Source organism: Actinokineospora sp. UV203, from assembly GCF_056323665.1.
Genome location: NZ_CM150484.1, coordinates 1,335,299 through 1,359,857 on the forward strand (window position 1 = coordinate 1,335,299; position 24,559 = coordinate 1,359,857).

At 70.1% G+C, this 24,559-nt stretch carries 28 protein-coding genes and 1 pseudogene; 17 read left to right on the plus strand and 12 right to left on the minus strand.

Features of this window, described 5'->3' with window-relative positions; genetic code table 11:
- Positions 1-31 precede the first annotated feature (31 nt).
- On the plus strand, positions 32-643 hold the full coding sequence (locus tag ACUZ2Y_RS05870) for a QsdR family transcriptional regulator (RefSeq protein WP_476327666.1): 612 nt from the start codon (positions 32-34) through the stop codon (positions 641-643).
- A gap of 641 nt (positions 644-1,284) precedes the next feature.
- Here ACUZ2Y_RS05870 and ACUZ2Y_RS05875 read toward each other — a convergent pair.
- Positions 1,285-2,325, minus strand: coding sequence for an isoaspartyl peptidase/L-asparaginase family protein (locus ACUZ2Y_RS05875; protein ID WP_476327668.1), 1,041 nt, complete (start codon positions 2,323-2,325; stop codon positions 1,285-1,287).
- Between the two features lie 413 nt (positions 2,326-2,738).
- On the opposite strand from ACUZ2Y_RS05875, the gene ACUZ2Y_RS05880 reads away from it, so the two are divergent.
- Positions 2,739-3,770: an alpha/beta hydrolase gene (locus ACUZ2Y_RS05880; protein WP_476327670.1), complete on the plus strand. Its 1,032-nt coding sequence runs from the start codon at positions 2,739-2,741 to the stop codon at positions 3,768-3,770.
- A gap of 11 nt (positions 3,771-3,781) precedes the next feature.
- Here ACUZ2Y_RS05880 and ACUZ2Y_RS05885 read toward each other — a convergent pair whose 3' ends face one another.
- On the minus strand, positions 3,782-4,960 hold the full coding sequence (locus ACUZ2Y_RS05885; RefSeq protein ID WP_476327672.1) for an extracellular catalytic domain type 1 short-chain-length polyhydroxyalkanoate depolymerase: 1,179 nt from the start codon (positions 4,958-4,960) through the stop codon (positions 3,782-3,784).
- Between the two features lie 283 nt (positions 4,961-5,243).
- Between ACUZ2Y_RS05885 and ACUZ2Y_RS05890 the strand changes: the two genes are divergently transcribed.
- The gene (locus ACUZ2Y_RS05890) at positions 5,244-5,624 is read left to right on the plus strand and encodes a DUF6292 family protein (RefSeq protein WP_476327674.1); all 381 of its coding nucleotides are present in this window, start codon (positions 5,244-5,246) and stop codon (positions 5,622-5,624) included.
- Between the two features lie 52 nt (positions 5,625-5,676).
- Positions 5,677-6,168 carry a metallophosphoesterase family protein gene (locus ACUZ2Y_RS05895; protein WP_476327676.1) on the plus strand — a complete coding sequence of 164 codons (492 nt, stop codon included), beginning with the start codon at positions 5,677-5,679 and terminating at the stop codon, positions 6,166-6,168.
- Position 6,169: 1 nt separating this feature from the next.
- On the opposite strand, the gene ACUZ2Y_RS05900 is transcribed toward ACUZ2Y_RS05895, so the two are convergent.
- Together ACUZ2Y_RS05900 and ACUZ2Y_RS05905 are read right to left on the minus strand one after the other, a co-directional pair.
- Positions 6,170-7,033 (minus strand): ANTAR domain-containing protein, encoded by an 864-nt coding sequence (locus ACUZ2Y_RS05900; RefSeq protein WP_476327678.1) that lies wholly within the window; start codon positions 7,031-7,033, stop codon positions 6,170-6,172.
- Between the two features lie 83 nt (positions 7,034-7,116).
- Positions 7,117-7,563: an STAS domain-containing protein gene (locus tag ACUZ2Y_RS05905; protein ID WP_476327680.1), complete on the minus strand. Its 447-nt coding sequence runs from the start codon at positions 7,561-7,563 to the stop codon at positions 7,117-7,119.
- A gap of 234 nt (positions 7,564-7,797) precedes the next feature.
- Here ACUZ2Y_RS05905 and ACUZ2Y_RS05910 point away from each other — a divergent pair, with 234 nt between their 5' ends.
- The gene (locus tag ACUZ2Y_RS05910) at positions 7,798-8,016 is read left to right on the plus strand and encodes a hypothetical protein (protein ID WP_476327682.1); all 219 of its coding nucleotides are present in this window, start codon (positions 7,798-7,800) and stop codon (positions 8,014-8,016) included.
- 151 nt (positions 8,017-8,167) lie between these two features.
- On the opposite strand, the gene ACUZ2Y_RS05915 is transcribed toward ACUZ2Y_RS05910, so the two are convergent.
- The 3 genes from ACUZ2Y_RS05915 to ACUZ2Y_RS05925 form a co-directional block, all read right to left on the minus strand.
- Entirely contained in the window at positions 8,168-8,326 is a 159-nt protein-coding gene (locus ACUZ2Y_RS05915; protein WP_476327684.1) for a hypothetical protein, read from the minus strand.
- A gap of 81 nt (positions 8,327-8,407) precedes the next feature.
- Entirely contained in the window at positions 8,408-8,665 is a 258-nt protein-coding gene (locus ACUZ2Y_RS05920) for an amphi-Trp domain-containing protein (RefSeq protein WP_476327686.1), read from the minus strand.
- A gap of 140 nt (positions 8,666-8,805) precedes the next feature.
- Positions 8,806-9,795, minus strand: coding sequence for an alpha/beta hydrolase (locus tag ACUZ2Y_RS05925; RefSeq protein WP_476327688.1), 990 nt, complete (start codon positions 9,793-9,795; stop codon positions 8,806-8,808).
- 133 nt (positions 9,796-9,928) lie between these two features.
- On the opposite strand from ACUZ2Y_RS05925, the gene ACUZ2Y_RS05930 reads away from it, so the two are divergent.
- Together ACUZ2Y_RS05930 and ACUZ2Y_RS05935 are read left to right on the plus strand one after the other, a co-directional pair.
- Complete coding sequence (locus tag ACUZ2Y_RS05930) at positions 9,929-10,372, plus strand: hypothetical protein (RefSeq protein WP_476327690.1); 444 nt, start codon at positions 9,929-9,931, stop codon at positions 10,370-10,372.
- A gap of 159 nt (positions 10,373-10,531) precedes the next feature.
- Positions 10,532-11,995, plus strand: coding sequence for an SDR family oxidoreductase (locus ACUZ2Y_RS05935; RefSeq protein ID WP_476327692.1), 1,464 nt, complete (start codon positions 10,532-10,534; stop codon positions 11,993-11,995).
- Here ACUZ2Y_RS05935 and ACUZ2Y_RS05940 read toward each other — a convergent pair.
- From ACUZ2Y_RS05940 to ACUZ2Y_RS05950, 3 genes are all read right to left on the minus strand, one after another.
- Positions 11,961-12,578: a hypothetical protein gene (locus ACUZ2Y_RS05940; protein WP_476327694.1), complete on the minus strand. Its 618-nt coding sequence runs from the start codon at positions 12,576-12,578 to the stop codon at positions 11,961-11,963. The two genes, ACUZ2Y_RS05935 and ACUZ2Y_RS05940, sit on opposite strands and share 35 nt — an antisense overlap.
- Before the next feature lie 61 nt (positions 12,579-12,639).
- Entirely contained in the window at positions 12,640-13,368 is a 729-nt protein-coding gene (locus tag ACUZ2Y_RS05945) for a hypothetical protein (protein ID WP_476327696.1), read from the minus strand.
- Positions 13,361-13,879, minus strand: a complete 519-nt coding sequence (locus tag ACUZ2Y_RS05950) for an RNA polymerase sigma factor (RefSeq protein WP_476327698.1) — start codon at positions 13,877-13,879, stop codon at positions 13,361-13,363. The genes ACUZ2Y_RS05945 and ACUZ2Y_RS05950 overlap by 8 nt, the downstream gene beginning before the upstream one ends.
- Before the next feature lie 105 nt (positions 13,880-13,984).
- Here ACUZ2Y_RS05950 and ACUZ2Y_RS05955 point away from each other — a divergent pair.
- Both ACUZ2Y_RS05955 and ACUZ2Y_RS05960 read left to right on the plus strand, forming a co-directional pair.
- Positions 13,985-14,203 (plus strand): annotated as a pseudogene (locus tag ACUZ2Y_RS05955) (IS630 family transposase); the annotation flags it as partial.
- A complete protein-coding gene (locus tag ACUZ2Y_RS05960; protein WP_476332165.1) occupies positions 14,196-14,387 on the plus strand; it encodes a hypothetical protein in 192 nt (63 codons plus the stop codon). The pseudogene ACUZ2Y_RS05955 and the gene ACUZ2Y_RS05960, both read left to right, overlap by 8 nt.
- Positions 14,388-14,488: 101 nt before the next feature.
- On the opposite strand, the gene ACUZ2Y_RS05965 is transcribed toward ACUZ2Y_RS05960, so the two are convergent.
- Positions 14,489-15,136, minus strand: a complete 648-nt coding sequence (locus tag ACUZ2Y_RS05965) for a response regulator (protein WP_476327700.1) — start codon at positions 15,134-15,136, stop codon at positions 14,489-14,491.
- Positions 15,137-15,365: 229 nt separating this feature from the next.
- Here ACUZ2Y_RS05965 and ACUZ2Y_RS05970 point away from each other — a divergent pair, with 229 nt between their 5' ends.
- From ACUZ2Y_RS05970 to ACUZ2Y_RS06005, 8 genes are all read left to right on the plus strand, one after another.
- Positions 15,366-16,160, plus strand: a complete 795-nt coding sequence (locus ACUZ2Y_RS05970) for a CpaE/TadZ family protein (RefSeq protein WP_476327702.1) — start codon at positions 15,366-15,368, stop codon at positions 16,158-16,160.
- A gap of 36 nt (positions 16,161-16,196) precedes the next feature.
- Positions 16,197-16,529, plus strand: coding sequence for a type II secretion system protein (locus ACUZ2Y_RS05975; protein WP_476327704.1), 333 nt, complete (start codon positions 16,197-16,199; stop codon positions 16,527-16,529).
- Positions 16,530-16,614: 85 nt separating this feature from the next.
- Complete coding sequence (locus tag ACUZ2Y_RS05980) at positions 16,615-17,709, plus strand: type IV pilus twitching motility protein PilT (protein WP_476327706.1); 1,095 nt, start codon at positions 16,615-16,617, stop codon at positions 17,707-17,709.
- On the plus strand, positions 17,706-19,328 hold the full coding sequence (locus ACUZ2Y_RS05985; protein ID WP_476327708.1) for a GspE/PulE family protein: 1,623 nt from the start codon (positions 17,706-17,708) through the stop codon (positions 19,326-19,328). The genes ACUZ2Y_RS05980 and ACUZ2Y_RS05985 overlap by 4 nt, the downstream gene beginning before the upstream one ends.
- 1 nt (position 19,329) lies before the next feature.
- Positions 19,330-20,532 (plus strand): type II secretion system F family protein, encoded by a 1,203-nt coding sequence (locus tag ACUZ2Y_RS05990; protein WP_476327710.1) that lies wholly within the window; start codon positions 19,330-19,332, stop codon positions 20,530-20,532.
- A gap of 1 nt (position 20,533) precedes the next feature.
- A complete protein-coding gene (locus ACUZ2Y_RS05995; protein ID WP_476327712.1) occupies positions 20,534-20,977 on the plus strand; it encodes a type IV pilus modification PilV family protein in 444 nt (147 codons plus the stop codon).
- A complete protein-coding gene (locus ACUZ2Y_RS06000; RefSeq protein ID WP_476327714.1) occupies positions 20,968-21,609 on the plus strand; it encodes a prepilin-type N-terminal cleavage/methylation domain-containing protein in 642 nt (213 codons plus the stop codon). The genes ACUZ2Y_RS05995 and ACUZ2Y_RS06000 overlap by 10 nt, the downstream gene beginning before the upstream one ends.
- The gene (locus ACUZ2Y_RS06005; RefSeq protein ID WP_476327716.1) at positions 21,606-23,657 is read left to right on the plus strand and encodes a hypothetical protein; all 2,052 of its coding nucleotides are present in this window, start codon (positions 21,606-21,608) and stop codon (positions 23,655-23,657) included. Before ACUZ2Y_RS06000 ends, ACUZ2Y_RS06005 begins: the two co-directional genes overlap by 4 nt.
- On the opposite strand, the gene ACUZ2Y_RS06010 is transcribed toward ACUZ2Y_RS06005, so the two are convergent.
- The gene (locus ACUZ2Y_RS06010) at positions 23,635-24,432 is read right to left on the minus strand and encodes a prepilin peptidase (protein WP_476327718.1); all 798 of its coding nucleotides are present in this window, start codon (positions 24,430-24,432) and stop codon (positions 23,635-23,637) included. The two genes, ACUZ2Y_RS06005 and ACUZ2Y_RS06010, sit on opposite strands and share 23 nt — an antisense overlap.
- Positions 24,433-24,559: the final 127 nt, after the last annotated feature.

The window sequence follows — 24,559 nt, forward strand, 5'->3', positions numbered from 1 at the left end:
TCCGTAAGATGCACTATATTCCGTCCTTGTGATGACCACCAGGGAGCCCCGCCGACCGGTGGGCAGGCCGGCGGCCGCGACCCGGGACGAAGTGCTCGCGGCCGCGCGCCGGGCGTTCGTCGAGGGGCGGCGAATCGAGGTGCGCGCGATCGCCGCCGAGTTCGGCGCCTCGCGGGCGACGATGTACCGCTGGTTCTGCTCGCGAGAGGGCCTGCTCGCGGAGGTCATCCTCGGCGAGATGGCGGACCTGTTCGACCGGGCGGACAAACAAGCAGGCGGCCGGGGGGCGACCCGGGTCCTGAACGCACTGGCCTCGGTCAACCAACGGCTGATCGACAACCCGCCCCTGCGCGCCTTCGTGGCCTTGGAGCCGTCCGGCCTGCAGGTGCTGACGTCGAGTTCAGGCCTGGTGCACCCGGGCGTCGTCCGCATTGTGGAGGCCTACCTGGAACGCGTCGCCGACGAGGACGGGTTCCGGCCACCGATCGAGATCACGACCCTGGCGTACGCGATCGTCCGCCTCGGCGAGGCGTTCATCCACGACGACTCCCCCGCCGGGATGCGCCACGAGATCGGCAAGCTCCGTGAGGTCCACACCGCGCTGCTCGGGATCCACCGAACCGATGCGGAGGCCAAGGCGTGACGACAACGGAGTTCACGGGGGCTTTGATCAGCGGTTTGATGATGGCGACCGCAGAGGGGATCAGCTGCTGCCGCAACCGGCACCCGCCCTTCTCGCCCGTCACGACCGGCTCCACGAGTGTCCCGCCGACCGCGACCGCCGTGAGCTGATAGCCCGCGCAGGCGAACGGCACCCCGGCTTGACGCAGGACCCGTTGGTCGGTGTTGAACTGGATGCTGGACTCCGTGGGTTCGGTGACCCGGGTCGCCGCGGTCGTGGGCCAGGCCAGCGCGCCCGCGGCGAGGACCACACCCGCGCAGGCGAACGGCACGAACTGGACCACGCGACGGTAGGCCCGGCCGAGGTCGGCCGCGCCAGGCACGCGCGCACCGAGGACCAACAACCAGGCCGCGGCGAGCGCCCCGACGGTCACCGCGACGATCGGGCCCCAGCTGTCCACCTTCTCGGTGGGGCTCAGCGCGGCGACGGCGAGGAGGGTGGCGCGAGCACGGCCCCCGCGATCGCCATCAGCACTCGCGCGGACTTGCCCCGTGCGTCGTCTTCTCGTGGTCGTCGAGGAATCCCCCAAGCGCGAACGTGGCGCGGCCACCTCGCACCTATCTCACGCCACGCGACCAAGGCCATCAATTCCGGGGACACGCCTAATGCGGCGGGGTCTCGTCGTTGTAGAGGCGGGTGACGACGGTGCCGTCGCGGGTGATGTAGCCGTTGATGATCCCCAGGGTGCTGTGCGGGGTGGCGAGACGCCCTCGGGGGTCCAGGGCGATGGCGCCGCCGGTCGCGCCGAGTGCGGTGATCTTCTGGGTGATGACCTTCGCGGCGGCGTCCTGCACGGCGGCCCCGGTGTACTCCATCAGGGCCGAGATGTCGTACGCCGCGACGCCTCGGATGAACACCTCCCCGGTCCCGGTGCACGACACCGCGACCGTGCGGCTGTTGGCGTAGGTCCCCGCGCCGATGACCGGGGAGTCGCCGACGCGGCCCACCAGCTTGTTGGTCAGGCCGCCGGTCGAGGTGGCCGCGGCGACGTCGCGGCGCTGGTCGACGGCGACCGCGCCGACGGTCTGCCCCTCGGTGACGCTCGGCGGCACCGGTGGCGGGTTCTTCGCGTTGAGCAGCGCGTCCCACCGCCGCTGGGTGAAGAAGTAGTCCTGGGTCGTGTAGGCGAGACCGTTCTGCAGCGCGAAGATGTCGGCGCCCTTGCCCGCCATGAGCACGTGCCGGGAGCGCTCCATCACCATGCGCGCCAGCGAGATCGGGTTGCGGGTGTTGTGCACGCCCGCGACCGCCCCGGAGCGCAGGTCCTTGCCGTTCATGATCGAGGCGTCGAGTTCGTGTTCGGCGTCGGTGTTGAACACCGCGCCTTTGCCCGCGTTGAAGTTCGGGTCGTCTTCGAGCACCCGGACGGCCGCCTCCACCGCGTCGAGCGCGGAGGCGCCGCCCGCGAGCAGCCCGGCTCCGGCCCGCAGTGCCTTTTCGAGGGCGTCGCGGTAGGCCTTCTCCTGGGCCGGGGTGATGCCGCCCCGGGGCAGCGAGCCCGCGCCGCCGTGCACGGCCAGCACGACGTCACGAACCACCGAACCACCGGGCGCGGCCCGCGCGGCGGCGGGCACGCCGACCGCGAGCGCGGGGCTGAGCGCGGCGGCGGTGATCACTGTGCGGCGGGGCAGTTGCGTCGACATGTACCGACCTCCTCGTCGGACCGGAAAGTTCTTCCCACCCTGGCGACAACCGGGGCGTCGCCGCAAGATCCGTTCGGGGCAGGTACCTGTTGGGCGCACCCGTCGGTAGCTGCGCTCACCCGCCATCCCGGCAGCGCCAAGGCCCGCGCGCTCGCGTGGCAGGCGCCGAAGTGGTCAAGCCGACATGACGACCGCGACGCCCTCTCCCGGCGGCTCGGCATCTCCGAGGTCACGGTGAAGAGCCACATCGGGCACATCTTCGGCCGGCTCGGCCCGCGCGACCGGGCCGCCGCGATCGCCTACATCTTCGACCCGGGTGTCGTCGTCCCCGGCGCCGTGTCCGCGCTGGTCGTGCAATCCGTTTGCGCCGCAAGGAAGAATACGGCAGGACGCCCGATCAAAGGAGATCCCGCATGCTGCCGTGGACGGCCGAGTTCGCCGGACGGATCGACGAGCACGTGTTCGCCAGCGACCTGCTGCGCGGCAACCCGCTTGGCGACCCGCATGAGCGGCCGCTGTGGGTGTACGTCCCGCCCGGCTACGACGAGGGTGACCGGCGCTATCCCACGGTCTACGTGATCCAGGGCTACACCGGGCACGTCGCGATGTGGCGCAACCGCACCCCCTGGCGGCAGCCGTTCATCGAGTTGGCCGACGGGGTCTTCGCCCGCAAGGAGGCCCCACCCGCGATCGTGGTCTACGTCGACGCGTGGACGTCGGTCGGCGGCAGCCAGTACCTCGACTCCCCCGGCACCGGCCAGTACCACTCCTACCTCTGCGACGAGATCGTGCCGTGGGTCGACGAGCACTACCGGACCATGCCGAGCGCGGGCCACCGGGCGATCACCGGCAAATCCAGCGGCGGCTACGGCGCGATGATCACCCCGATGCTCCGCCCCGACGTCTTCGGCGCGCTGGCCACCCACGCCGGGGACGCGTTGTTCGAAGCCGCCTACCAGACCGATTTCCCCAAGGTCGCCCGCCTGCTCCGCGACAGCTACGACGGCTCCTACGACAACTTCATCGCCGATTTCCGCAGCGGCCGGATCGTGGGAACGAAGGACACCGACTTCAACCTCATCGAGGTGTACGGCTACGCCGCCTGCTACTCGGCCGACGAAGACGGAACGGTCCGACTCCCCTTCGACGACCTCGGACAAACGATCCCTGAGGTGTGGGACCGCTGGCTGCGCCGGGACCCGGTCCGCATGGCCGCCCGCCCGGAGTTCGCCGAGGCACTGCGCTCCCTCAAGGCAATCTGGATCGACGCGGGCGACCAGGACGAGTACTACCTCGACTTCGGCGCGGTGGCCTTCCGCCGGGCTTTGGCGGCAGCAGGCGTAGCCGACGACGTGGTGCGGCTGGAACTGTTCCCAGGCAAACACGGCGCGATCGAATACCGCTACCCGCTGGCGTTGGCCTGGCTGACCGAACGCATCTGCTGACCCCACGCACGTCAGATCGGCGAGCAATCCGACTTGTCGGTCCACCCCACATCACACCGATACAGCGCGAACGGCGTGTTGTACCCGTATCGGGCACCAAGCACGTTGTACTCGGTCACGTTCACCCGCCCGGCGACGTAGTGGTCGGTGGCCGTGCCGTTCGCGACCTCGGTGTAGGGCGGCGCGGATGTCGAGGTCGTCGTCGGAGTCGGGGAACTCGTGACCAGTCCCCAAAAACGAGCCATGTGGTAGGAAGCGCAAATGTTCACGTCCAACACATAGGCCCCCGCGGTCCCGCACTGCGCAGCACCAGGTCCGGGATCGACAGGATGCCCATGCCCCATCCCGGTCACGTCATAGATCTCCACCGCCCCGCCATAAACCCGATGCGGATAGCCGGCGACGGTGTCGCGCACCTCAGGAACCTGGTCAGTGCCAACGACATTCGTCCACTGCTCAACCAACTCCCCGCCGTTCATCGGCCGCACCGTGGCATCAGCGGTACCGTGCCAAATGGACACCTTCGCGCGAACACCGGAATAGGCGGCCGCGGCCCGCACCTTGTCACCCCACTGCGCCGGAGTGAGGTCCACACCCGGGCTCATGCAGCTGTACGCCGAGGCAACCGTTGTGGCGCAACCAAAAGGCAGGCCCGCGACCACTCCCCCACCAGCGAAGACCTCCGGGTAGGTCGCTAGCATGACCGCCGTCATCGCCCCGCCCGCCGAGAGCCCGCTCACGTGGGCCGACGTCGAACCGAGATCCTGCCGCATCCGGTCGACCATCTGCTTGACCGAGAGCGCCTCGCCGGAGCCTCGGCGGGTGTCGGCGGGTTCGAACCAGTTGAAGCACGAGTTGGCGTTGTTCGCCTGCTTCTGCTCGGGGAAGACCACCGAGAACTTCCACTGGTCGGCGAGCCGGGTCCAGCCCGAGCCGGGGCCGTAGCCCGCCGCGTTCTGGGTGCAGCCGTGGAGGGCGACGACGAGCGGTCGGCCAGTGGGCAGACCCGTGGGCACGTAGCGGAACATCCGCAGGTTTCCCGGGTTGGTGCCGAAGCCGGTCACCTCTTGCGGGGTCGCGGCCTCGGCGGGCTTCGGCCGGGCCACGAGGGACAGGGCGGCGACGATCAGGACGGCCAATGCCGCGGCGAGCATCGCGGCGGGCGGGTAGGCGGATCGACTTTTCGGCATGACGCGACCTCCACGCTGAGGGCGATCTTTGCCCTCGATCCTAGGAACGCGACCACCCCGCCGGCTCTGGTCCGCCACACCACTTTCCGCCTCGGCCAGGTGTCGGCGAGCGCCACCGGCGGTGACCATCACACCACCCGGATGGTTACCCGACACCTGTCCGGGGTACCCCGTGGGCACGTCGAACAGCCGGCGGCGAGAGACCCGACGGACGCGGATGGTGACGATGGAAGCGGACCTCGATGACGCGGTGGCACGTGGCTTGCGTGAATATGCGCGGCGGGTGACCGAAGCGCTGGGGCTGAGCGGACACTCCTCCTACCTGCAGATGGACCGCCCCGCGAGCGTTTATCTCGCCCTCGACGGGCGACTCCCGCGTTACCCGGACGGGGACGTGGCGCTGCTCTGGGACGAGGAGCGCGGCTGGGCGGCGGCGGCCGAGACGCACAGCGGGGAAGACCTGATCGTGGTCGCCTATCTGGGGCAGGACGTCCTGCCGTCACCCGCGCTCGTCGCGGGCTGGGTCAACCGACTACGCCGAGGCGACACCGTCGGCTCACCCCGCCCGGTACGACTGCGCAGGGCGAACGCCGACGACGACTTGGCCGACCGACTGGCCGCACTCGGACGCGGCGCGGTCATCTCAGCCGCCCGAAGCGCATGACGGTCTGACCGCGTCCGAGCGTCGCGAGTTTGGGGCGGGCAGGATGGTGGGCGTGCTCGTCGCAGTGCTGTCCGATACCCACGCGCCCCGCCACTGGAAGGGGTGCCCCGCCGCGGTCGCCACGCACCTGCGTGGCGCCGACCTGATCCTGCACGCGGGCGACGTGTGCACCGTGGAAGTGCTCGACGAGCTTTCCGAGTTCGCGCCGGTCCACGTCGTGCTCGGCAACAACGACGGCCCCGACGTCGCCGCCTGGGGTGCGCCGGAGACCCTTGAACTCGACTTGGACGGACTCCGGGTGGCGATGATCCACGACAGCGGCAAGGCCGGCGGTCGCCCCGCGCGGCTGCGCCGTCGGTTCCCGGACGCCGACCTGGTGGTCTTCGGCCACTCACACATTCCGATGGACGTAGTGGGCACCGGACTGCGCATCTTCAACCCAGGCTCGCCCACCGACCGCAGGCGTCAGCCGCACGGGACCATGGGAACGCTGCGCATCGAGAACGGGACCCTGGTCGAGGCCCGCGTCATCGAGGTGACTTAGGTCAGCCCGCGGACTCGTCCGCGATGTCCAGTTCGCCGTGCCGGGTGGCCACGGTCCGGGCGAGGTCGGCGAGTTTGACGTTGAGTTCCTGAGAGGTGCGGCGCAGCAGGTCGAAGGCCTCATCGGCGCTGATCCTGCGGCGGTGCATCAGGATGCCCTTGGCCTGCCCGATCACGTCCCGGCTCTCGATCGCCCGCCGCAGGTGTGCCTCGCGCAGCTCCGCCTGGGTGACGGCCTTCGTGGTCGCCAGCGCCAATGAGGCGTGGATGGCCAGGAGCAGCGCGGTCTCCTGTGCCTGGGCGTCGAGCGTGCCCGGTTCGGCCGCGTAGATGTTGAGCGCGCCCGAGAGCTGCGGCGGCAGGCAGTCGGGCACCAGGGCCGTGGCGAGCATGGCGCTGTACCCGCACGCGGCGGCGGCCGGGCCGAAGGTGGGCCACTCCGGTTCCCGCGCGAGGTCGTCGGTGCGCACGTAGCCGGGGGTCGAAGCGCGTGCGGCCGTCACGCAGGGTCCCTCGCCGGTGTCGTACTGCAACTGGTCGAGCTTCGCCGCGATCAGGTCCGTCTCGACCGGGGTGTGGAACGTCCCGTCCGGCTCGCGCAGCGTGACCGACACCAGGTCGGCGCCGGGAATCACCCGTCGCGCCGCCCAAACGACCTGTTCGAGCACCTCGGCGACGGTGGACGCGGCGAGCAGCGTCTTCGTCAGGCGGGCGAACTCCCGCGAGAGCGGGCCCAAGTCCGCGTCGAGGGCGACGTCGGCGGGCTGCTCGGCCAGCGAGACGAACTGCGCCTTGTCCTGGGCCCAGATCTGCTCGTCTAAGGCGCTGCCGTCGTCGTCGAGTTCATACGGCTGCTGGATGGTCACTTGTCACCTAAGGTTTCGCCGTTCCAGCGCCAGGCTCAGAGCATGGAGTGGTGTCGGGGTCGGGTTTCCGGGCCGTGCGGGTTTCACGGCGGAACTGGAGACTCCCCAGCATCCTCTTCGGACCCGGTCGGTGCCAGTCCCAGCTGTTCGACGAACAGCGCCGTGGCCAGGTCCGGGTACGTGGGAATGCGCCGGTCGAGCCCGGTGAGCTGCAGCAGCCTGCGCACCGCGACGGTGGCCACGACCAGGCTCAGCCGCCTGCCCTGGGCCCGCGCCCGGTCCGCGCCCTCTTCCAGCACGCGCGCGCCCGCGACCCCGCAGAACTCGATCCCGGCCAGGTCCAGCACCATCCGCGCGGCCTCCTGCGCGGCCATGGCCTCGCGCAGGATCGGCGCGGTGTAGAGGTCGATTTCGCCGTGACTGGTCAGCACGACCAGGTCAGCGCGGCGCAGGGTGACCTTGACGGTCAACGGTCCTGTTCCCTCGGTGTTCGAGCGCAGGGCGCCGCGAGGGTCAACGATGTCACCCATGGAGTCTCCAGACCGGCCCGACGGGAACCACACACAGCCAGCGGGCCTGGCTCGTCGCACCGAAGCGAACGAAGGCGTGATGATTCTGGGCGGCTTGGGTTCAACCGTGCCCTCAGGATATTCGACAGTGCCACCACGGGGCAACCGACTTCGCCAGTCGTGCTGACCAGCCCGAGTCGGGGAAGACTGGGCCCAAGGCGTTCGACCACCCTGAGATGGAGGGAGTGCCCGCCCATGAGGCTGCCGTCGGAGGAAAGCGACCCTCGACTGGCCCCGCTCGGGACGACCGAGGTGCCGGAGGGCGACGTGGTCGCCCAGAAAACACCGGTCGACCCGGATGAGGAGACCGACCTCGAGCCGGTCGGCGAGATCTGGCAGGAGGCGGACCCGGCCGACGTCGCCGACCAGCACCGCGTCATCCCGTTCGACGATCAGGGTGACGGGCTGCGCTGACCGGTCATCGCCTGTGGCGCCGCACGGGCCCGGCCCGCAGCGCGGGCTCCGGGCGCGGGTGCCCTGGCTGTCGCCGGCTCGCCCGGTGAGGTCCGCGTCGAGGGTGAGCCCGCTCAGGGCGGCGTCGAGCGCTTGGCGCAGTCCCGTCAGCTCACGGGAGGCGGTCGCGGGTGCGGGCCGTGAGCGGAACGCTCGGCCTGGTCGGGTTCGGGAAGGCGGACCGGCCGAAGTCGGCGGTCACGATGGCGTCGAACTCGGCCCGCAGGGGTGTCCGGTCGGCGAGCACCATCTTGGCGAAGGCCTCGCCCACGCGATCGGGGCAACCCGCAAATGTAGATCCAGGCCGCGGGTGGTGGGCGACGGGATCGCCGCCCGCCACGCGACGGAGTGCCTAGACCACCGACTCGTCGTCGTCAGCGTCGTCGGCCTCTTCGTGTGTCCACTTGAGCTGGAACTCGATCTCCTCTTCGTCGTCGCCGCGCTCGTGCTCTATGGAGAACTGGGCGCGCGCAGGTACGCGAATGCGTTCACCCGCGATCTGGATGCGGAAGGACGTCTCGGACTCCAGGGCGTCGGCGAGGCGGCGAAGCTTCGCGACGACCTCGGGGGTGGAGTAGATGCGTTCGATGTCTCGAGTCGCGTCGGACACGTGGCCTCCGATGTCGGGTCTCCCTCGGGCGGGAGCCTGGGGGCACAGTCAATCGCGCGCACTCTGACGCGCGGTGACAAGGTCGCCCTTGATCGGGATCTCGGCGCCGCCCGCCTGTTCACCAGCCGCAAGACGGCGCCTCAGGCGGTGTTCGCCGAGCCTGCCAGGACGACGGTGGTGAAGGTCGCGATCTCGTCGAGGGCGGCGCTGCTCTCGGGCAGGACATGGCCCAGCACGGGGAAAGCGTGCACCTGGCCCTGCCAGATCTGCAGCCGGTGCTCAACGCCTGCCGCGGTGAGGCGTTCGGCCATGAGTTCCGCGTCGCAGCGCAGGACTTCGTCCTCGGCGCACTGGATGAGGACGGGCGGCAGGCAGGACAGGTCGCCGTTGACCGGCGAGCGGACGGGGTCGATCACGGTGCCGTTCCCCGCGCACAGCAGGCCGACCCGCGACAACCTGCGGGCCGGGATGAAGACGTCCGAGCGCGCGTTGCGGTGCCCGAGCTTGGTGACGCTGTCGAAGTCCAGCCACGGGGAGAGGCCGACGACACCCGCGGGCCGGGGCAGGCCTGCGGCCGGGGCGTTCAGCGCCAGCGCGAAGGCCAGGTGACCGCCCGCGGAGTCACCGACGCAGACCAGCTTGTCCGGCGCGATACCGCGGGTCTCCAGCCAGCGCACCGCTTCGGCGGCGTCGGCGAGAGACTCGTCGAGGCGGCCCTTCGGCAGGTGCCGGTAGGCCACGGACAACACCGGCAGCCCGGTCCGCAGCGCCAGCCGCTCCACGATCCGCCGATGGGTCGCCAGGCCGCAGAACAGGAACGCTCCCCCGTGCAGGTAGAGAATGGCGGCGACCGAGTCGGCCACCCCACGCGGGCGGACGAACTCGGCCCGCCAGGTGCCGCCGTCGACGTGCTCGCACTCCGTCTCCCGCAACCGGGGAACTACCCGCAGCGCGAGGTTGACCAGCGGCATCATCTTCGAGAGCGGCCCCCGCAACGGCCAGCACGCGAGCGTCGGCCGCACGAAGATCCGGCACAGCGACCGGATCACCGCAGCCCGGAAGCTCTGCCCGCCCGGGCGGTACTCGTGCGCGGTCTGGGTCTCGCCCGAACTGGGAGTACGACTGTTCACTGGTCGACTGTCGCACCGCCTGGACACGGTGAGCAACGGTCGGTGTGTCCCGCCGGCGAATGTTGTCCGTATCCGGCAAAACCGCGGCCGGGGTGTGTGTGGGGTCGGACGGGTTTCGGGGTACTACCCGGACATGGCGGACACAGAGCAACCGGTCGACTCGGCCACGGTGGAGGCGGTGGGGAAGCTGACCGAGGCCTTGGAGACCACCGAGATCGCGCGCGGCCACCTGTACGCCTTCCACCAGTTGACGGGATCGGCCGACTTCAAGGTGGAAGAGGCGATAGGCCTCCTGGCCCTCGCCGGGCATCGGGACTTGGCCGACCGGCTGCGGCGGGAACTGTTGGGGCGCAACGTGCTGCCTGGGCGGTGGACCTTTCAGGTTGTCGAGGAATACGAGGACACCTACTACGAGCCGTTCCGGGAGTTCGAACGCGAGACCCGAAAGCTGACAAATGGGCGGCGACACCTGTATGAGGCGGCACTGAAACGCGACCGCCGCACGCCGGGTGAACCTGGCCATGAGGCGACTCCGAGGGAGCCTGCGATCCCACCGCGCGTGGCCCGGGGCGGCTAGTGCTGCCTGTTGAGTGGTTCGACCCAGGCGATTCAGGATGGTGGCGCCTCCAGCCAGGCCGTGGGCTAGGCCGTCGCGTTCCGACGGGGTCGGCGGTTGCCGTTCGGTGCGCAGTGAGCTCACTGTGCGGCCCATGAGCGCCGCACCCAGAATCGACTGATGCGATGTGTGGTGTTCGGCGCGACCGGCTACATCGGCGGGCGGCTGCTGCCCGAACTGCTTCAGGCGGGCCACGAGGTCCGGGCGGTGGCCAGGACACCCGACAAACTCGCCGAAGTCCCCTGGCGTGACGCCGTCGAGGTCGTCCGAGGTGATGTCACCGACCACGCTCAGGTGCGGGCCGCGATGGCGGGGCAGGAGGTCGTTTACTACCTCGTCCACTCACTCAATCGGGCGGACTTCGTCGAGATCGACCGGCGTGCCGCGACGGTGGTCGCCGAGTGTGCCCGCGAGGCGGGTGTGGCGCGGATCGTCTATCTCGGCGGGATCCTGCCCGAGTCCGGCGACCTGTCCGACCACTTGGGTTCCCGCGCGGAGGTCGGCGACATCCTGCTCGCCGGCGGCGTGCCGACCGCGGTGCTGCAGGCCGCGGTGATCATCGGGTCGGGGTCGGCCAGCTTCGAGATGCTGCGCTACCTGACCGAGCGGCTGCCCGCGATGATCACGCCGCGCTGGGTGCACAACCGGATCCAGCCGATCGCCGTGCGCGATGTGCTGCATTACCTGGTCGCGGCCGCCGATCTGCCCGGAAGTGTGTCGCGGGCGTTCGATATCGGTGGGCCGGATGTGCTGACCTACCTGCAGATGATGCGCCGCTACGCGGTCGTCGCCGGGCTGGTGCGCCGGGTGGTGCTGCCCGTCCCGGTGCTCACGCCGTGGCTGTCGGCGCAGTGGGTCAACCTGGTCACGCCGGTGCCGCGCAGCATCGCCGTCCCGCTGATCGAGTCGGTCGTGCACGAGGTCGTATGCCGCGACCACGACATCGAGAAGCACATCCCCGACCCGGCACCCGGCCTGCTGCACTACGAGCAGGCCGTCGAACTGGCCTTGGCCCGCATCCGCAACGCCGACGTGCCCACCCGCTGGTCGGACGCGGCCTGGCCGACCGCACCCTCCGATCCGCTGCCGTCGGACCCGGAGTGGTCCGGGGGTTCGGTGTACGAGGACATCCGGGAGCACTCGACGTCGGCGAGCCCGCAGGCGCTGTGGGACGTCATCGAGTCGATCGGCGGTGAGCGGGGCTGGTACTCGTTCCCGTTGGCGTGGTCGGTCCGCGGCCTGATCGACCGACTCACCGGCGGTGTCGGCCTGCGCCGCGGCAGACGCGACCCGAGGCGGCTGCACGTGGGCGAGGCGCTGGACTGGTGGCGGGTGGAACGCCTGGAGCGACCGCGAATGCTGCGCCTGCGCGCGGAAATGAAGGTGCCCGGCCGCGCGTGGCTCGAACTGTGCGTCGAGCCCACGGCGGACGGTGGCGCCCTTTACCGCCAGCGCGCGGTGTTCGAGCCGCACGGGCTGGCCGGGCACGCCTACTGGAAGGGAATCGCGCCGTTCCACGGTGTCGTCTTCGGCGGGATGGCCCGCAACATCACGGGAGCGGCGGAGCGGGCCGCGGCCGACTGAACGACGGCAGTCCCCGCGGGCGCGGACGCAGCAGCACGGCCGCGACGGTGAGCAGCGCCCCGGCGATGAGGCCGCCGATCCCCCACTCCCACTTGACGTCCGCGACCGGCTCGACCGGCGTCGGCGCGGGCGCCGCCTCCGCGGACTCCGCGATCCGGGCTGCCGCGGGCCCCGAGGTGAGGCCGAGCGTGTCGAGCATGGCGAGGAGTTCCTTGGGCGAGGAACTGGTGTGCCAGGACGCGGGCGCGTCCCAGATTCCCCGCTCGGTCCCGTTCATGGTCCTGGTCTCGATCACCGGGCCGGCGGGCGTCAGGTGGATCCGGTCAGTCCGCCACACCTCCACGTCGTGGATCAGCCAGGTTGCGGTGACGTACGAATTGGACTCGTACGGGGACGCGGCGGCACCGCCGCTGAGCGCGCCGTCGAGGCGGATATAGGTGGAATCGGAGTGGTAGAGCGCCGCCGCCCGCTGGTTCTCGGGCATGGTCAGCACCACGCTCGTCGGGCCGCCCGCGGCCGCGGGGCCCGCGCTGAGAACCAGCAAGCCGATCACGGTGAGCAAAGTCAGAACAGTCGCGCGCATGGCGGTGCCTCCTCGGATGTGACTGGTGGGGATACACCGGCCACCGCCGCGCGGTTCCCGTTCAGCGCGCCGATTCGGCGATCGCGACCGCGCGTTCCCGGTCGAGGTCGCCTTCGAGCCGCAGCGTGACCGCGCCGGACTGCCACAGCAAGGTGCGGCCGGCGAGGCGGGCGGGTTCCCGGCGCTGGGAGCCGTCCGCGGACTGCACGACCACCTCGTGCGCGCCCGGCAGCCAGAACGCGTCGGACCCGCGCACGGTGGTGAACTCGACCTGGTCGTAGACGGTCTTGATGAAGTAGGGCGCCAGTCGGGCGCCGATCTGGTCGAGCCGGATGCCCGGCCAGCTCAGCGACACCACGGCCCGGTCGGCGGACACCTCCACCCCGGACGGCGTCCCCAGCTCCGCGGGCACGACGACGTCGAACGCCACCAGGTCCCGGGCCTGCTCGACGCTGATCCCGCGGGCCGCGGTCGGCGGCGGCGGGGCGGTCGCCGGGGGCGCGCCGGTCGATGTGCGGACCTCGACGGCGCCGATCCCGAGCCACTGCGCCACGGCCGCGCGCACCGGCGGGGTGAGCGCGGCGACCAGGACCAGCCCGGTCAGCAGGGACACCAGCGCCCGCCAGCGGGCCCGCAGCCACCACACGACCCGGCGCGGCAGCGAGGCCCGCGCGGGGACGGGCTCGTTCGCCACCCGGGCCAGGACGGCGGCGGTGAGCGCGTCGGCGGGCGCGGGCGACGGGAGGTCGTCCCCTAGGGCGCGGAGTTCGCGGATCAGCGGGTCAGTCATGGGCGAGGTCCGTTTCCAGCGACACACGCAGCTTGCGCAGCGCCCGCGACAGCCGCGACTTCACCGTGCCGCGCGGCCAGCCGAGCACGGTCGCGGTCTCCCGCTCGTCCAGGTCGAGCAGGTATCGGCAGGTCACGACCAGCCGATAGGGCTCGGGCAACACCTCAAGAGCGGCCAACACCTCGGCGCGCCGGGCCCGGGCCTCGGCCGACAGCTCCGGGTCCTCCACCGGCTCGGGCAGCACGGCGGCGGCCTCGGTGGCCCCACGCCGCTTCGCCGAACGCTGCGCGTTGCGGGTCTCGTTCGCCACGATCCGCAGCAGCCACGGCCGAAACGGCGCGTCCGCACGGAAGCCGCCGAGCGCCCGGTACGCCTTCACCAGCGACTCCTGCACGACATCCTCCGCGTCCGCCCCGGCGCCGAGGAACACCGCGACCCGAAGGGCGACACCGGCATGAGCGCGCACGAGATCGCCGTACGCGCCGGAATCCCCGGCGCGCACCCTGGCCACGGCCTCCGCGTCGCTGATCGCTACTCCTAGTCGGTGCGTCCTGTCGGTAGGTCTACACCGCCCACTCCCGATCGGTTCCACCTCAGCGCCGCGACATGCCGGCGCGCGAAATACAGCCCACAGGACAACTCCGTCGAACGAGTCTGGGCAGGCCTCAAACAGTGGATCGCCAACACCGCACCCGCCACCATGGCCGACCGCGTCCGCCAGACCCACACCTACTTCCGCGGCCGAACCACCGACCAGACACTCACCACCGCCGCACCCTGGACCAGCCCCTGGCTACCCCAAGGTTTCGGACGAGACTTCTGGCCAGGTGCTTAGGTCAAGGCGGGCATCATCACCGCGAACTCCGGCTCGCAGACCCCTCGGCTTCCGCAGCGCCGCCCGGCCCACCCGGGAGCTGGTCTCCACCCCGGTCGCCACCACCGGCGTCCGCACCCGCGCCTGGGGCGGCTTGGACCTGTCGACCGGTTCCCGCACCGCGCAGACCGCCTGGGACTGCTGACCCGCGAGTCCCCACTTCCCGACAATGAGTTCTCATTTCAGGTGTGTCGCGAAATGAGAACTCAGTGTCGTGGGGTGGGGACTCGCGTGTGTTTGGAACGGTCAGATGACGGCGGGGATCTCGTCGTTGTGGATCAGGCCGTGGCGTAGGGCGGTCATGAGGGCTTGGGCGCGGTTGTTGGCGCCGAGCTTCTCGTAGAGGCGCGCTACGTACGTCTTGGCCGTCGACGGGCTCACGTAAGTGGATCGCGCGATCGCGGGCACCGACAGGCCGTCGCGCAGCAGCAGGAGCACCTCGCGCTCGCGGGGGCTCAGGGCGAAGCGGGTCTCCGTGTCGCGCTTGCGGGCCAAGGCGTGGACCAGGCCGGTGGCGGTGAACGACGTCGCCGCGACAGCGGCGTGGCGGATGGCGCCCAAGACCTCGGCCATCGGCGCCGCCTTCCCGACGAAGGCCGAGACCCCGGAGTCCAGGGCGCGGAACAGGATGTCGTCGCGGGCGCTCGACGTGAGCACCACGATGCCGAGGTCGGGGTCGCGGTCGCGGAACTCGCGGGCCAGCTGGAGTCCGTCGCCGTCGGGCAGGTCCACGTCGATCGTCACCACGGTCGGCCGGACTTCGATGATCGCGCGGGCGGCGGCCACAGAACCCCATTCGGCGACGATCTCGATGTCATCGTGCTCGGCGACCAGTCCGGCCAGCCCGTATCGGGTGAGGGGATGTCCGTCGACGACGGCAAGGCGGATCGACATCGTTCCTCCGGTCTGCCGGTCCGTCCCCGCGCCCCGAACAGGCTGTTTAAGCATTCAACTACCTTTCGGTCCGACAGCCCCGAAAGTTACACATCCGGCGGCATCCGGGACCAAAGTCCCTACTGAGGGTGATCGGTCGGCTCCGTTGTCGGTCGATCGGCCGACAGGTGTCGGCCGGTGGGCCGTCACCGTCGGCCCGTCGGACATCCGCCGTCCGGCCGATCGCCCGATGCCGCCCACACCCCCGTCCGGCCCACGCTTCTCCTCATCCGGCGAGGAGGTGATCGACGTGACGGACCAGGGCCAAGTCATCACGGTGTTCGCACCGAAAGGCGGCTGCGGCAAGACGACGTTCGCCACCAACCTGGCCGTCGCCCTGAACGCCGCGGCCCGCCGGGTCTGCCTCGTCGACCTCGACCTCGCCTACGGCGACATCGCCACCACCCTCGCGCTCCGACCCCGCGGCACGCTGTCGGTCGGTGACACGGTCTGGATGACCATGCCGTTGGCCGCCTACCGGCCCGGACTGGACTGCGTCCCCGCGCCCGCCCGGCCCGGCGACGCCGAGCGGATGCCCGCGACACTGGTGCGCGACCTGCTGATCCTGCTGTCGACCCGCTACGACTACGTCGTCGTCGACACCCCGACCCGCCTCTCGGCGCACGTGCTGACCGCGCTCGACCTCTCCACCCACCGGGTCCTGCTGACCACGCCGGAGCGGCCCGCCCTGACGCACCTGCGGGCCACCCTCGACATGCTCGACCTGCTCTCGATCCGGCAGCACAGCCGGGCGATCGTGGTGAACCGCGCCGACGCCGGGACGGGCCTGACGGCGGCGGACATCGACGAGATCCTGCGCAACCCGATCGCCGCCTACCTTCCGTCCACTTGGGAGCTCGCCGCCTCGATCAACCGGGGCGTGCCGCTCACCGAGTCCGCACCACGACACCCCTTCAGCACCGCCGTCCGCCGGTTCGCCGACACGCGGATCCGCGGCGAGGAGGTGTCCGAAAACGCTTCCTAGCAAGACATGCCACCAACACACACTCAGGGAGAAACCATGAACGCGTTGCTCGACAGAGTCCACCAGGCCCGTAAGAACGAGAAGGGCTTCACCCTCATCGAACTACTGATGGTCATCGTGATCCTCGGCGTCCTCGCGGGAATCGTCGTCTTCGCCGTCAACGGCATCAACGACAGAGGCGAGAAAGCCGCCTGCCAGGCGGACGTCAAGACCCTGGAAGTCGCCCAGGAAGCGAACTACGCCAAGTTCGGCTCATACGCGACGATGGCCAATTTGAAGACCAATGGCTTCATCCGCAGCGACGCGGCCCTCAAATCGGGCGTGACGACCGACGCCAGCGGCACCGTCACCCCCGGAGCCAAATGCTAGCTACAAGCCGGTGAGGGGCCGCCGTGCAGGGCGGCGGCCCCTCACTTCCATCCGATCCACACGGCACGAAATCCGGAGGTTCGCCATGCACGGTCCCGCTCTCGGCAGCTATGTCGACGCGCTGCTCGACGCCGTGTGGCAGGCAGGCGCCACCGACCTCCTGCTCACCGCCGGTATGGCGCCCCAACTACGGATCCAGGGTCAGCTGCACGCACTGCCCGATGAGCCCGTGCTCACCGCCACCGACACCGACGCGCTGCTCGCCGAACTGCTCACCCCCGAACAGATCGCGCACTGGGCACGCAACCACGAGTACGACTTCTCCTTCTCCTGGCGCGACGACGCCCGGGTCCGCGGCAACGCGTTCACCCAGCGCGGGGACACCGCCGTGGCGCTGCGCATGATCCCCCGCGTGATCCCCTCCATGGATCAGCTCGGTCTTCCCCCGGTGCTCGGCCAGTTCGCCCGCCAGCACCAGGGACTCGTCCTGATCACCGGGCCGACCGGGTCCGGCAAGTCGACCACGCTCGCCGCGGTGATCGACCGGATCAACACCGAGCGGGCCTGCCACATCATCACCATCGAGGACCCGATCGAGTACGTCCACGAGCACAAGCGCTCCGCGGTCAACCAGCGCGAAGTGGGCAGCGACACCGCGTCCTTCGCCAACGCCCTGCGCAGCGCGCTGCGTGAGGACCCCGATGTGCTGCTGGTCGGCGAGATGCGGGACCTGGAGTCGATCCGGTTCGCGCTGACCATCGCCGAGACCGGCCACCTCGTCTTCGCCACGCTGCACACCAACGACACCGCGCAGTCGCTGGCCCGCATGATCGACGTCTTCCCGGCCGAGCAGCAGTCGCAGGTGCGGGTGCAACTTTCCGCCGCGCTCACCGGGATCGTCTACCAGCGGCTGATCCCGGCCACCGGCGGCGGCATGGTCGCCGCGTTCGAGGTGCTGGTCGCGAACTCCGCGATCCGCAACCTGGTCAAAGAAGGCAAGACCAACCAGCTCCGCAACTCGCTGATCACCGGCCGCAACGAGGGCATGGTCACCTTCGAGCAGTCGCTGTCGGATCTCGTGCAGGCAGGCCGAATCACCTACGAGGACGCCGCCGCCCGCAGCCTCTACCCCAAGGACATCGAAGCCCGTCCCCGATTCCGCGCTGGAGTGGCGTCATGAGACTCGGCAAGCGCACCGACACCCCCATGCCCGCACCGGTGGACCAGCCGATCATGGGCAGCCTGGCCGACGCCGCGGCCGAACACGCCAAGGCGCGGGGGCAGCGCCCGATGCAGCAGGTCGACCTGCGCTCGGTCACCCCCGAACCGGCGGCGACCGCCCTGATCAAGGAAGCGACCGCGCGCGAGTTGGTCGCGGTGCAGCTCAAGACCGGCAACGGGGTGGCCTTCGCGGTCGCCGACCCGTCCGACGCGGTCCTCAATGGACTGCGCGCCGCAGCCGGGATGCCGTTCACCGTGAAGGTGGCCCGGCGGGAGGACATCCTGCACGTCATCGGCGCCACCTACCGGGCGCTGACCGGAATCGACTCGCGGGTCAAGGACTTCGAGGCGCGCGACGTGCTGCGCAAGACGGCGGCTCGGACCGTGGCGGCGGTCTCGGCCAACGACGAGGCACCGGTCGTGCAGGTCGTGCAGCTCATCATCACCCAGGCCCTGCGGGACCGGGCGTCGGATGTCCACATCGAACCGCAGCCGGAGCGGATCAGGATCCGCTTCCGCATCGACGGCGCCCTGCACGACGTCCTCGACCTGCCCGGATCGATGGGCCCGGCGATCGTGAGCCGGATCAAGATCATCGGCGGGATGAACATCGTCGAGCGCCGCCGCCCGCAGGACGGGCAGATCAGCATGGACGTCGAGGGCCGCGCGGTCGACATCCGGGTGTCGACCACCGCCGTGATCGGCGGCGAGAAGGTCGTGCTGCGGCTGCTCGACAAGAGCCGTCCGCTCTTCCGCCTCGAACAACTCGGCATGCCCGCCGAGATGGCGAAGCGCTACGCCGCGCTCCTGCGCTCCCCATACGGCATGGTGATCTGCGCGGGCCCGACCGGAAGTGGCAAGACCACCACCCTCTACGGGTCGCTGGGCGAGATCAACAGCCCGGACCGCAACATCATGACCATCGAGGACCCGGTCGAGTACACCTTCCCGTCGATCAACCAGATCCAGATCAACGAGCAGGCGGGCATCACCTTCGCCGGCGGCCTCAAGTCGATCCTGCGGCAGGACCCGGACATCATCCTGGTCGGCGAGGTGCGCGACGTGGAGACCGCCCGCATCGCCGTGCAATCCGCGCTCACCGGCCATTTCGTGCTCTCCTCACTGCACGCCACCGACGCCGCCGCGGCCCTGCACCGCCTGCTGGACATGGGGATCGAGAACTTCCTCATCGCCTCCTCGGTCACCGCGGTGCTCTCCCAGCGCCTGGTGCGCCGGGTATGCACGTACTGCACCGAGTACTACCAACCGTCCAAAGAGGAACTCATGTTCCTCGACTCGCTCGGCGGGGCGCCGCCGCGGAACGGATTCGTCCGCGGCGCCGGGTGCAACTTCTGCGCGAACACCGGCTACCTGGAACGCATCGGCGTCTACGAGATGATGCCGGTCAGCGAACCGATCCGGGACCTGATCCTCTCCCGCGCGTCGCACGAGGAGTTCCGCAAGCTGGCCCGCTACGAGGGCATGCGCACGCTGTCCGAGGCCGCCGCGCATCTCGTCGAGACCGGTGTGACCACCGTCGCCGAGGTCCTGCGTTCCGTCTACGTGATCGGGAGCTGAGATGGCCAAATTCGCTTACAGCGCGACGCGTCCCGACGGGAGTCCGACTACCGGGACGCACAAGGCCGACACCCGCGAAGCCGCCGAACTCGCCCTCTACGAGCAGGAACTGCGCGACATCCAGGTCATCGAGAAGGCCGGCGTGCTCCGCAAGGAGCTGACCGCGCCGCGGGTCAAGCGCGAAGAGGTCATGCACCTGTCGCGGCAGCTCGGCGCGTTCATCAAGGCCGGCCTGCCGCTGATCGACGCGGTGCGCACCCTCGGCGAGGAAGCCGACAACTCCTCCGTGCGCAAGATGATGCGCGAGGTCGAGGACGGGCTGCGCCGGGGCGAGAAGCTCTCGGAGTGCTTCGACCGGCACCCGAAGATCTTCCCCGAGTTCTACCGCGGGATCCTGCGCTCGGCGGAGCTCAGCGGCAAGCTCGACAGCGTCCTCGACCGGCTCGCGCGGTACCTCGAACGCGACCTCGAAGCCAAACGCAAGATCAAGTCCGCGCTGATCTACCCCTCGATGATCGCGGGCATGTCGCTGATCACCGTCGTCGTGCTGGCCAGCTTCGTGCTCCCCCGGTTCAAGGTCTTCTTCGACAGCCTGGACGCCACCTTGCCGCTGCCGACCCGGATGCTGCTGGCTGTCACCGACTTCCTCACCGAATGGTGGTGGGCGCTGGGCACGGGCTTCGTCCTCCTCGCCCTGATCATCTTCGGGGTGGTGCGCACGACCCGGGGCCGCTACGCCCGGGACAAGCTCTTCCTCTCGCTGCCCGTCGTCGGCTCCACCATCCAGTTCGCCCTCGTCGAGCGGTTCAGCCGCATCCTTTCCTCCATGGTCAGCGCGGGCGTCCCGCTGCCGGAGGCGCTGCGGGTCGCCACGGAGTCGCTGCGCAACCGGGTGTTCGTCGGCGCCCTGTCCCGGGTCGGCGAGGCCCTCCTCGAAGGCGAGGGGCTGGCCAAGCCCATCGCCGCGACCGGGCTGTTTCCCACCACCGCGGGGCAGATGATCCGGGTCGGCGAGGAGACCGGCACCCTCGACGCGCAACTGGAGGTCACCGCCCAGTACTACGAGGGCGAACTGGACTACAAGCTCAAGAAGCTCACCGCGCTGTTCGAGCCCGCGGTGATCGTCGTGATGGGCGTGGTCGTCGGGTTCGTCGCCGTGGCACTGGTCTCGGCCATGTACGGCATCTTCAACCAGGTGTCCTGACATGGCGGCCGACGACCGGGGCGAGACGCTCCTCGAACTGCTGATCGCCGTGGTGATCCTCGGTATCGGCGCGGTCGCGATCGGCGCGGGCCTGACCACCAGCGTGCTCGCCTCCGACGTGCACCGAAAGCAGTCCACCGCGGGCACCATGGTCCGCGACTTCGGCGAGGCCATCCGCACGAGTGTCGCCAACGGCGGCTACGTCGCGTGCGCCGGGCCCGCCACCTACGCCGCCCCCGCCGGATTCACCGTCCCCGCCGGGTACACCTCCGCGGTCACCGCGATGAAGTACTGGAACGGCACGGCCTGGCAGGTCTCGTGCGGGACCGACACCGGGTTGCAGCAGCTCACCCTGCAGGTGGCGGGCAACGACGGCCGGGCCACCGAACGCGGCGTCATCGTCATCCGCAAGCCCTGCGGCCTTGGGGAGCCGATATGCACCTGACTCGCCGCAGCCGTGATGATGCCGGGTTCACCCTGGTCGAGCTGCTCATGGCGATCGTGATCCTCGGTGTGATCAGCGCGCCTTTGGCCGGGCTGGTCATCGCCGGACTGCGCCAGTCGGCGAGCGCGACGGCCCGCCTGCAGCTGTCCCACGACTCGCAGATCAGCGCCACCTACTTCGGCCAGGACATCGCCACCGTCGGCATCCGCGACTACGCCGCCGCGCACGGCCTGACCGGTGTCGCGTTCAAGCCGTCCATCCAGCTCGACGCGGCCTTCGACGCGGGCGGGCACGTGTGCGGCACCGCCGCGACGCCCACCGCCAAGATCCGCCTGCTGTCCGAGCGCTGGGACAACTCCGCCGCCGCGCCGGCGTCGAGCGTGGACGTCGTCGCCTACTACCTGGCGCCCATGGGCCCTGTCAGCGAACTGCACCGGATCAAATGCGCGGGCGGCACCGTCGCCGACATCGTCGTCGCGCACTACGTCGACCCGGCGACGCTCATCGTCGACTGCGGCGGGGCGTGCGACACCGCGGCCGTGCCGCAGCGGGTGACGCTGACGTTCACCGTCACCACGCCGAACGCGGACCCCTATGAGATCAGCCTGAACGGGCAGCGGAGGCAGACATGAGACGCCGTCACGACGACAGTGGTGCGGCGCTGATCCTGGTGCTGGTCCTGGTCATGGTGATCAGCCTGGGCCTGCTCGCGCTGCTCTCCTTCTCCGGCACCAGCATCCGCACCACCATCGCCCTGCGCGACCAGGGCGCCACGGCGTCCACATCGGACGGCGCGATGGCGGCGGCGATCAACACGATCCGCAACAGCACGTACAACAACTCCCCCGGGCAGCACTGCTTCGGCGGCGCCGACACACTTTCGCTCGACGGGATCGTGGGTGCGGGCGCGGCGACGGTGGCGTGCGGGGCCGACCCGTCCAAGGTCCTCATCCAGTGCCCGTCGCTGTCGATGTGCAACCGGCCGGGCAGCGCGATCCTCGCGCTCGGGACGCACGCGGGCGAGGACGGCGTCAACATCCAGCAGCCCAGCGGTTCGATGTTCCGCGTGCGCGGCGTCGTGTTCTCGAACTCCAACATCAACGTCGTCAACGGCAGCCTGGCCACGAACACCCGCGTCTATGGGCGGACCGGCTGCACCGGGACGATCATCAGCGACCCGTCACCCCCGTCGTGCCCCTACGCGCCCGCGAACCCCCTCGGCGAAGACCCGAACTACCTGCCCGCCGTCGCGGCCGCGCCGCCGCATCGCAAACCGCCCCTGTGCGTGAGCACGGGACGGATCATCTTCGAGCCCGGCTACTACGACGACGCGAACGCCCTGACGTCGATGATGAGCAACGGCAGTGCCTGCAAGAACAGCGTCTGGTGGTTCAAGCCCGGCGCGTACTACTTCGACTTCCACAACACCGGTCCCAACGCCAATCCCCGGCTCCCCTCGGCGGGCGGCAACATCTGGACGATCGACACCGGGAAACTCGTCGCGGGCACCCCGGTCAACGGAGCGGGTCAGGTGATCGCCGAGCCACCGCTCAACCCCACGATCCCCGGCTCCTGCAACAACCCGATCAAGGACGCCAACGCCGTCGGCGTCCAGTTCATCTTCGGCAACGACAGCCAACTCGCGGTCAAGGCGGGTCAGGCGGAAATCTGCGGCACCTACAGCACCACCAGACCACCGGTCGCTGTCTACGGGCTGAAGTCCGGGTCGGACACCGACACCGCGCTCACCGACCTCAAGGTCACGGACGTCCCAGGCCAGGGCGCCTTCGGCGCGACCGCGACGGCGGCGGCGCTCGCCAACGCGGACACGGTCAACTTCGCCACCTGGACAGCCACGAAGAAGGACGACACGACCATCAAGGCCAGCGGGTTCGCGCCGCCGTCTCCCATCCCGGCCGGATCGGTCCTGAAGTCGGCCGCGGTGAAGGTCACCCACCGGCACTCCGACGTCTCGCGCAGCGACGCCCTCCAGGTGACACTGACACCGCAGGGCGGCACGCCGATAACCGCCTCCGCCGCCGGGCGGCCCGGCTCACCCGTCTTCCAGACCACCGCGGTCCCCGTCGACCCCGCCCGCACCGGCGCGCTCGCGAAGTCCATCCACGACGGGACCTTCACCGGCGTGACGATCGACCTCAAGGTCTCGCTGGACAGGGCGAGCGTGGCCGACATCGACGCCGTCCAGCTCGACCTCACCTATGTGGCGCCGGCGTTCCGGGCGGGCTCGGGTTGCGTCACCGCGGCCCCCTACACCGGGCTCGGCAACGCCTCCCGGTGCGCACTGGTGACCTCGGATGGCAGTCCCAACAACCAGTTCTACGTCCAGGGCACCACCTACGCCCCGCACGCCGCGCTCGACATCACCCTGAACAACGCCTCCGAGCAGGTGTTCCGCTTCGGCGTCGTGACCCGCTCGCTGTGGGTGAAGCTGACTGGCAGCTTCTCCTACGGCGGACCCGTCATCGAAGTCCCCGACGACTCGCCGGGGTTCGTCTTCAGCGTGTACCTCAGCGTCTACCTCTGCCCGTCCCCCGGGCCGTGCGCGACCAGCGGGACACCCAGCCTCCGGGCGAAAGTCGCGTTCGTCGACGCCGACCCGGTCACCCCGCTGGCGGGCCGACGCCAGGTCAGTGTGCTCAGCTGGTCCAGCCCACGGTGACCAGGTACCAGTTCGCGATGGGCTCGGCGACGAAGAAGGCAAGCAGGGCGCCCAGGATCATGAAGGGCCCGAACGGAAGCGCGGTCTTTCGGTCACCCCGGCCTGCCGCGAGGACCGCGACGCCGACCACCGCGCCGAGCACGAACCCGCCGAACGCGCCGACGACCAGTGTCGACCACGACAGGTAGGCGAGGACGCCGCCGATCAGGCCCGAGAGCCGCACGTCGCCGAACCCCATCCCGGCGGGGTACACCAGCGCCAGCAGGAAGTAGAACGCGAACAGGGCGGCGGCGCCGATCCCGGCCCGGCCGAGCGACCACCAGTCGTCGCGCACCGCCGAGGACACCGCCAACAGCACCGCGAGCACCGGGTAGGACGGCAGGATGATCGCGGACGGCAGCCGCCGCACGTCGAGGTCGATCAGGGCGAGCGCGATGCCGACGGCCGCGAAGCACAGGTACGCGGGCAGCGCGGACACCAGCCCGAGCTGGCACATCCGCACGGCCACCACGAGGAAGACAAGCGCCGTGCCCAGCTCCACCAACGGGTACCGGACCCCGATCGGCGCGGCGCAGTCGGCGCACCGTCCGCTGAGGACCAGCCAGCCGACCACCGGGATGTTGTGCCGGGCCCGCACCGGCTTCCCGCAGCTCGGGCAGCGCGACGCCGGACTCACCACGGACTCGCCGCGCGGCACGCGGTGGATCACCACGTTGAGGAAGGAGCCGACGGCCAGACCCAGCAGCGTGACCATGACGTACAGGACGACCTGCATCCCCGGCTCCCGCCTGTCGGCCAGACTCGGCGATCACCGTATCGCCCGCACCCAATCGGCACACCCCACCGAGCAACCGCGAGTCGCCCCCTCCAGCAACCGAGTCGCCCCTTCCAGCGACTGAGTT

What these genes read in the sequence shown, in the direction of transcription:
- ACUZ2Y_RS05870 (WP_476327666.1), top strand. Translation starts at nt 32, where the DNA reads ATGACCACCAGGGAGCCCCGCCGACCGGTGGGCAGGCCGGCGGCCGCG.
- ACUZ2Y_RS05875 (WP_476327668.1), bottom strand. Translation starts at nt 2,325, where the DNA reads ATGTCGACGCAACTGCCCCGCCGCACAGTGATCACCGCCGCCGCGCTC.
- ACUZ2Y_RS05880 (WP_476327670.1), top strand. Translation starts at nt 2,739, where the DNA reads ATGCTGCCGTGGACGGCCGAGTTCGCCGGACGGATCGACGAGCACGTG.
- ACUZ2Y_RS05885 (WP_476327672.1), bottom strand. Translation starts at nt 4,960, where the DNA reads ATGCCGAAAAGTCGATCCGCCTACCCGCCCGCCGCGATGCTCGCCGCG.
- ACUZ2Y_RS05905 (WP_476327680.1), bottom strand. Translation starts at nt 7,563, where the DNA reads ATGGGTGACATCGTTGACCCTCGCGGCGCCCTGCGCTCGAACACCGAG.
- ACUZ2Y_RS05910 (WP_476327682.1), top strand. Translation starts at nt 7,798, where the DNA reads ATGAGGCTGCCGTCGGAGGAAAGCGACCCTCGACTGGCCCCGCTCGGG.
- ACUZ2Y_RS05930 (WP_476327690.1), top strand. Translation starts at nt 9,929, where the DNA reads ATGGCGGACACAGAGCAACCGGTCGACTCGGCCACGGTGGAGGCGGTG.
- ACUZ2Y_RS05935 (WP_476327692.1), top strand. Translation starts at nt 10,532, where the DNA reads ATGCGATGTGTGGTGTTCGGCGCGACCGGCTACATCGGCGGGCGGCTG.
- ACUZ2Y_RS05940 (WP_476327694.1), bottom strand. Translation starts at nt 12,578, where the DNA reads ATGCGCGCGACTGTTCTGACTTTGCTCACCGTGATCGGCTTGCTGGTT.
- ACUZ2Y_RS05945 (WP_476327696.1), bottom strand. Translation starts at nt 13,368, where the DNA reads ATGACTGACCCGCTGATCCGCGAACTCCGCGCCCTAGGGGACGACCTC.
- ACUZ2Y_RS05965 (WP_476327700.1), bottom strand. Translation starts at nt 15,136, where the DNA reads ATGTCGATCCGCCTTGCCGTCGTCGACGGACATCCCCTCACCCGATAC.
- ACUZ2Y_RS05970 (WP_476327702.1), top strand. Translation starts at nt 15,366, where the DNA reads ATGCCGCCCACACCCCCGTCCGGCCCACGCTTCTCCTCATCCGGCGAG.
- ACUZ2Y_RS05975 (WP_476327704.1), top strand. Translation starts at nt 16,197, where the DNA reads ATGAACGCGTTGCTCGACAGAGTCCACCAGGCCCGTAAGAACGAGAAG.
- ACUZ2Y_RS05980 (WP_476327706.1), top strand. Translation starts at nt 16,615, where the DNA reads ATGCACGGTCCCGCTCTCGGCAGCTATGTCGACGCGCTGCTCGACGCC.
- ACUZ2Y_RS05985 (WP_476327708.1), top strand. Translation starts at nt 17,706, where the DNA reads ATGAGACTCGGCAAGCGCACCGACACCCCCATGCCCGCACCGGTGGAC.
- ACUZ2Y_RS05990 (WP_476327710.1), top strand. Translation starts at nt 19,330, where the DNA reads ATGGCCAAATTCGCTTACAGCGCGACGCGTCCCGACGGGAGTCCGACT.
- ACUZ2Y_RS05995 (WP_476327712.1), top strand. Translation starts at nt 20,534, where the DNA reads ATGGCGGCCGACGACCGGGGCGAGACGCTCCTCGAACTGCTGATCGCC.
- ACUZ2Y_RS06000 (WP_476327714.1), top strand. Translation starts at nt 20,968, where the DNA reads ATGCACCTGACTCGCCGCAGCCGTGATGATGCCGGGTTCACCCTGGTC.
- ACUZ2Y_RS06005 (WP_476327716.1), top strand. Translation starts at nt 21,606, where the DNA reads ATGAGACGCCGTCACGACGACAGTGGTGCGGCGCTGATCCTGGTGCTG.
- ACUZ2Y_RS06010 (WP_476327718.1), bottom strand. Translation starts at nt 24,432, where the DNA reads ATGCAGGTCGTCCTGTACGTCATGGTCACGCTGCTGGGTCTGGCCGTC.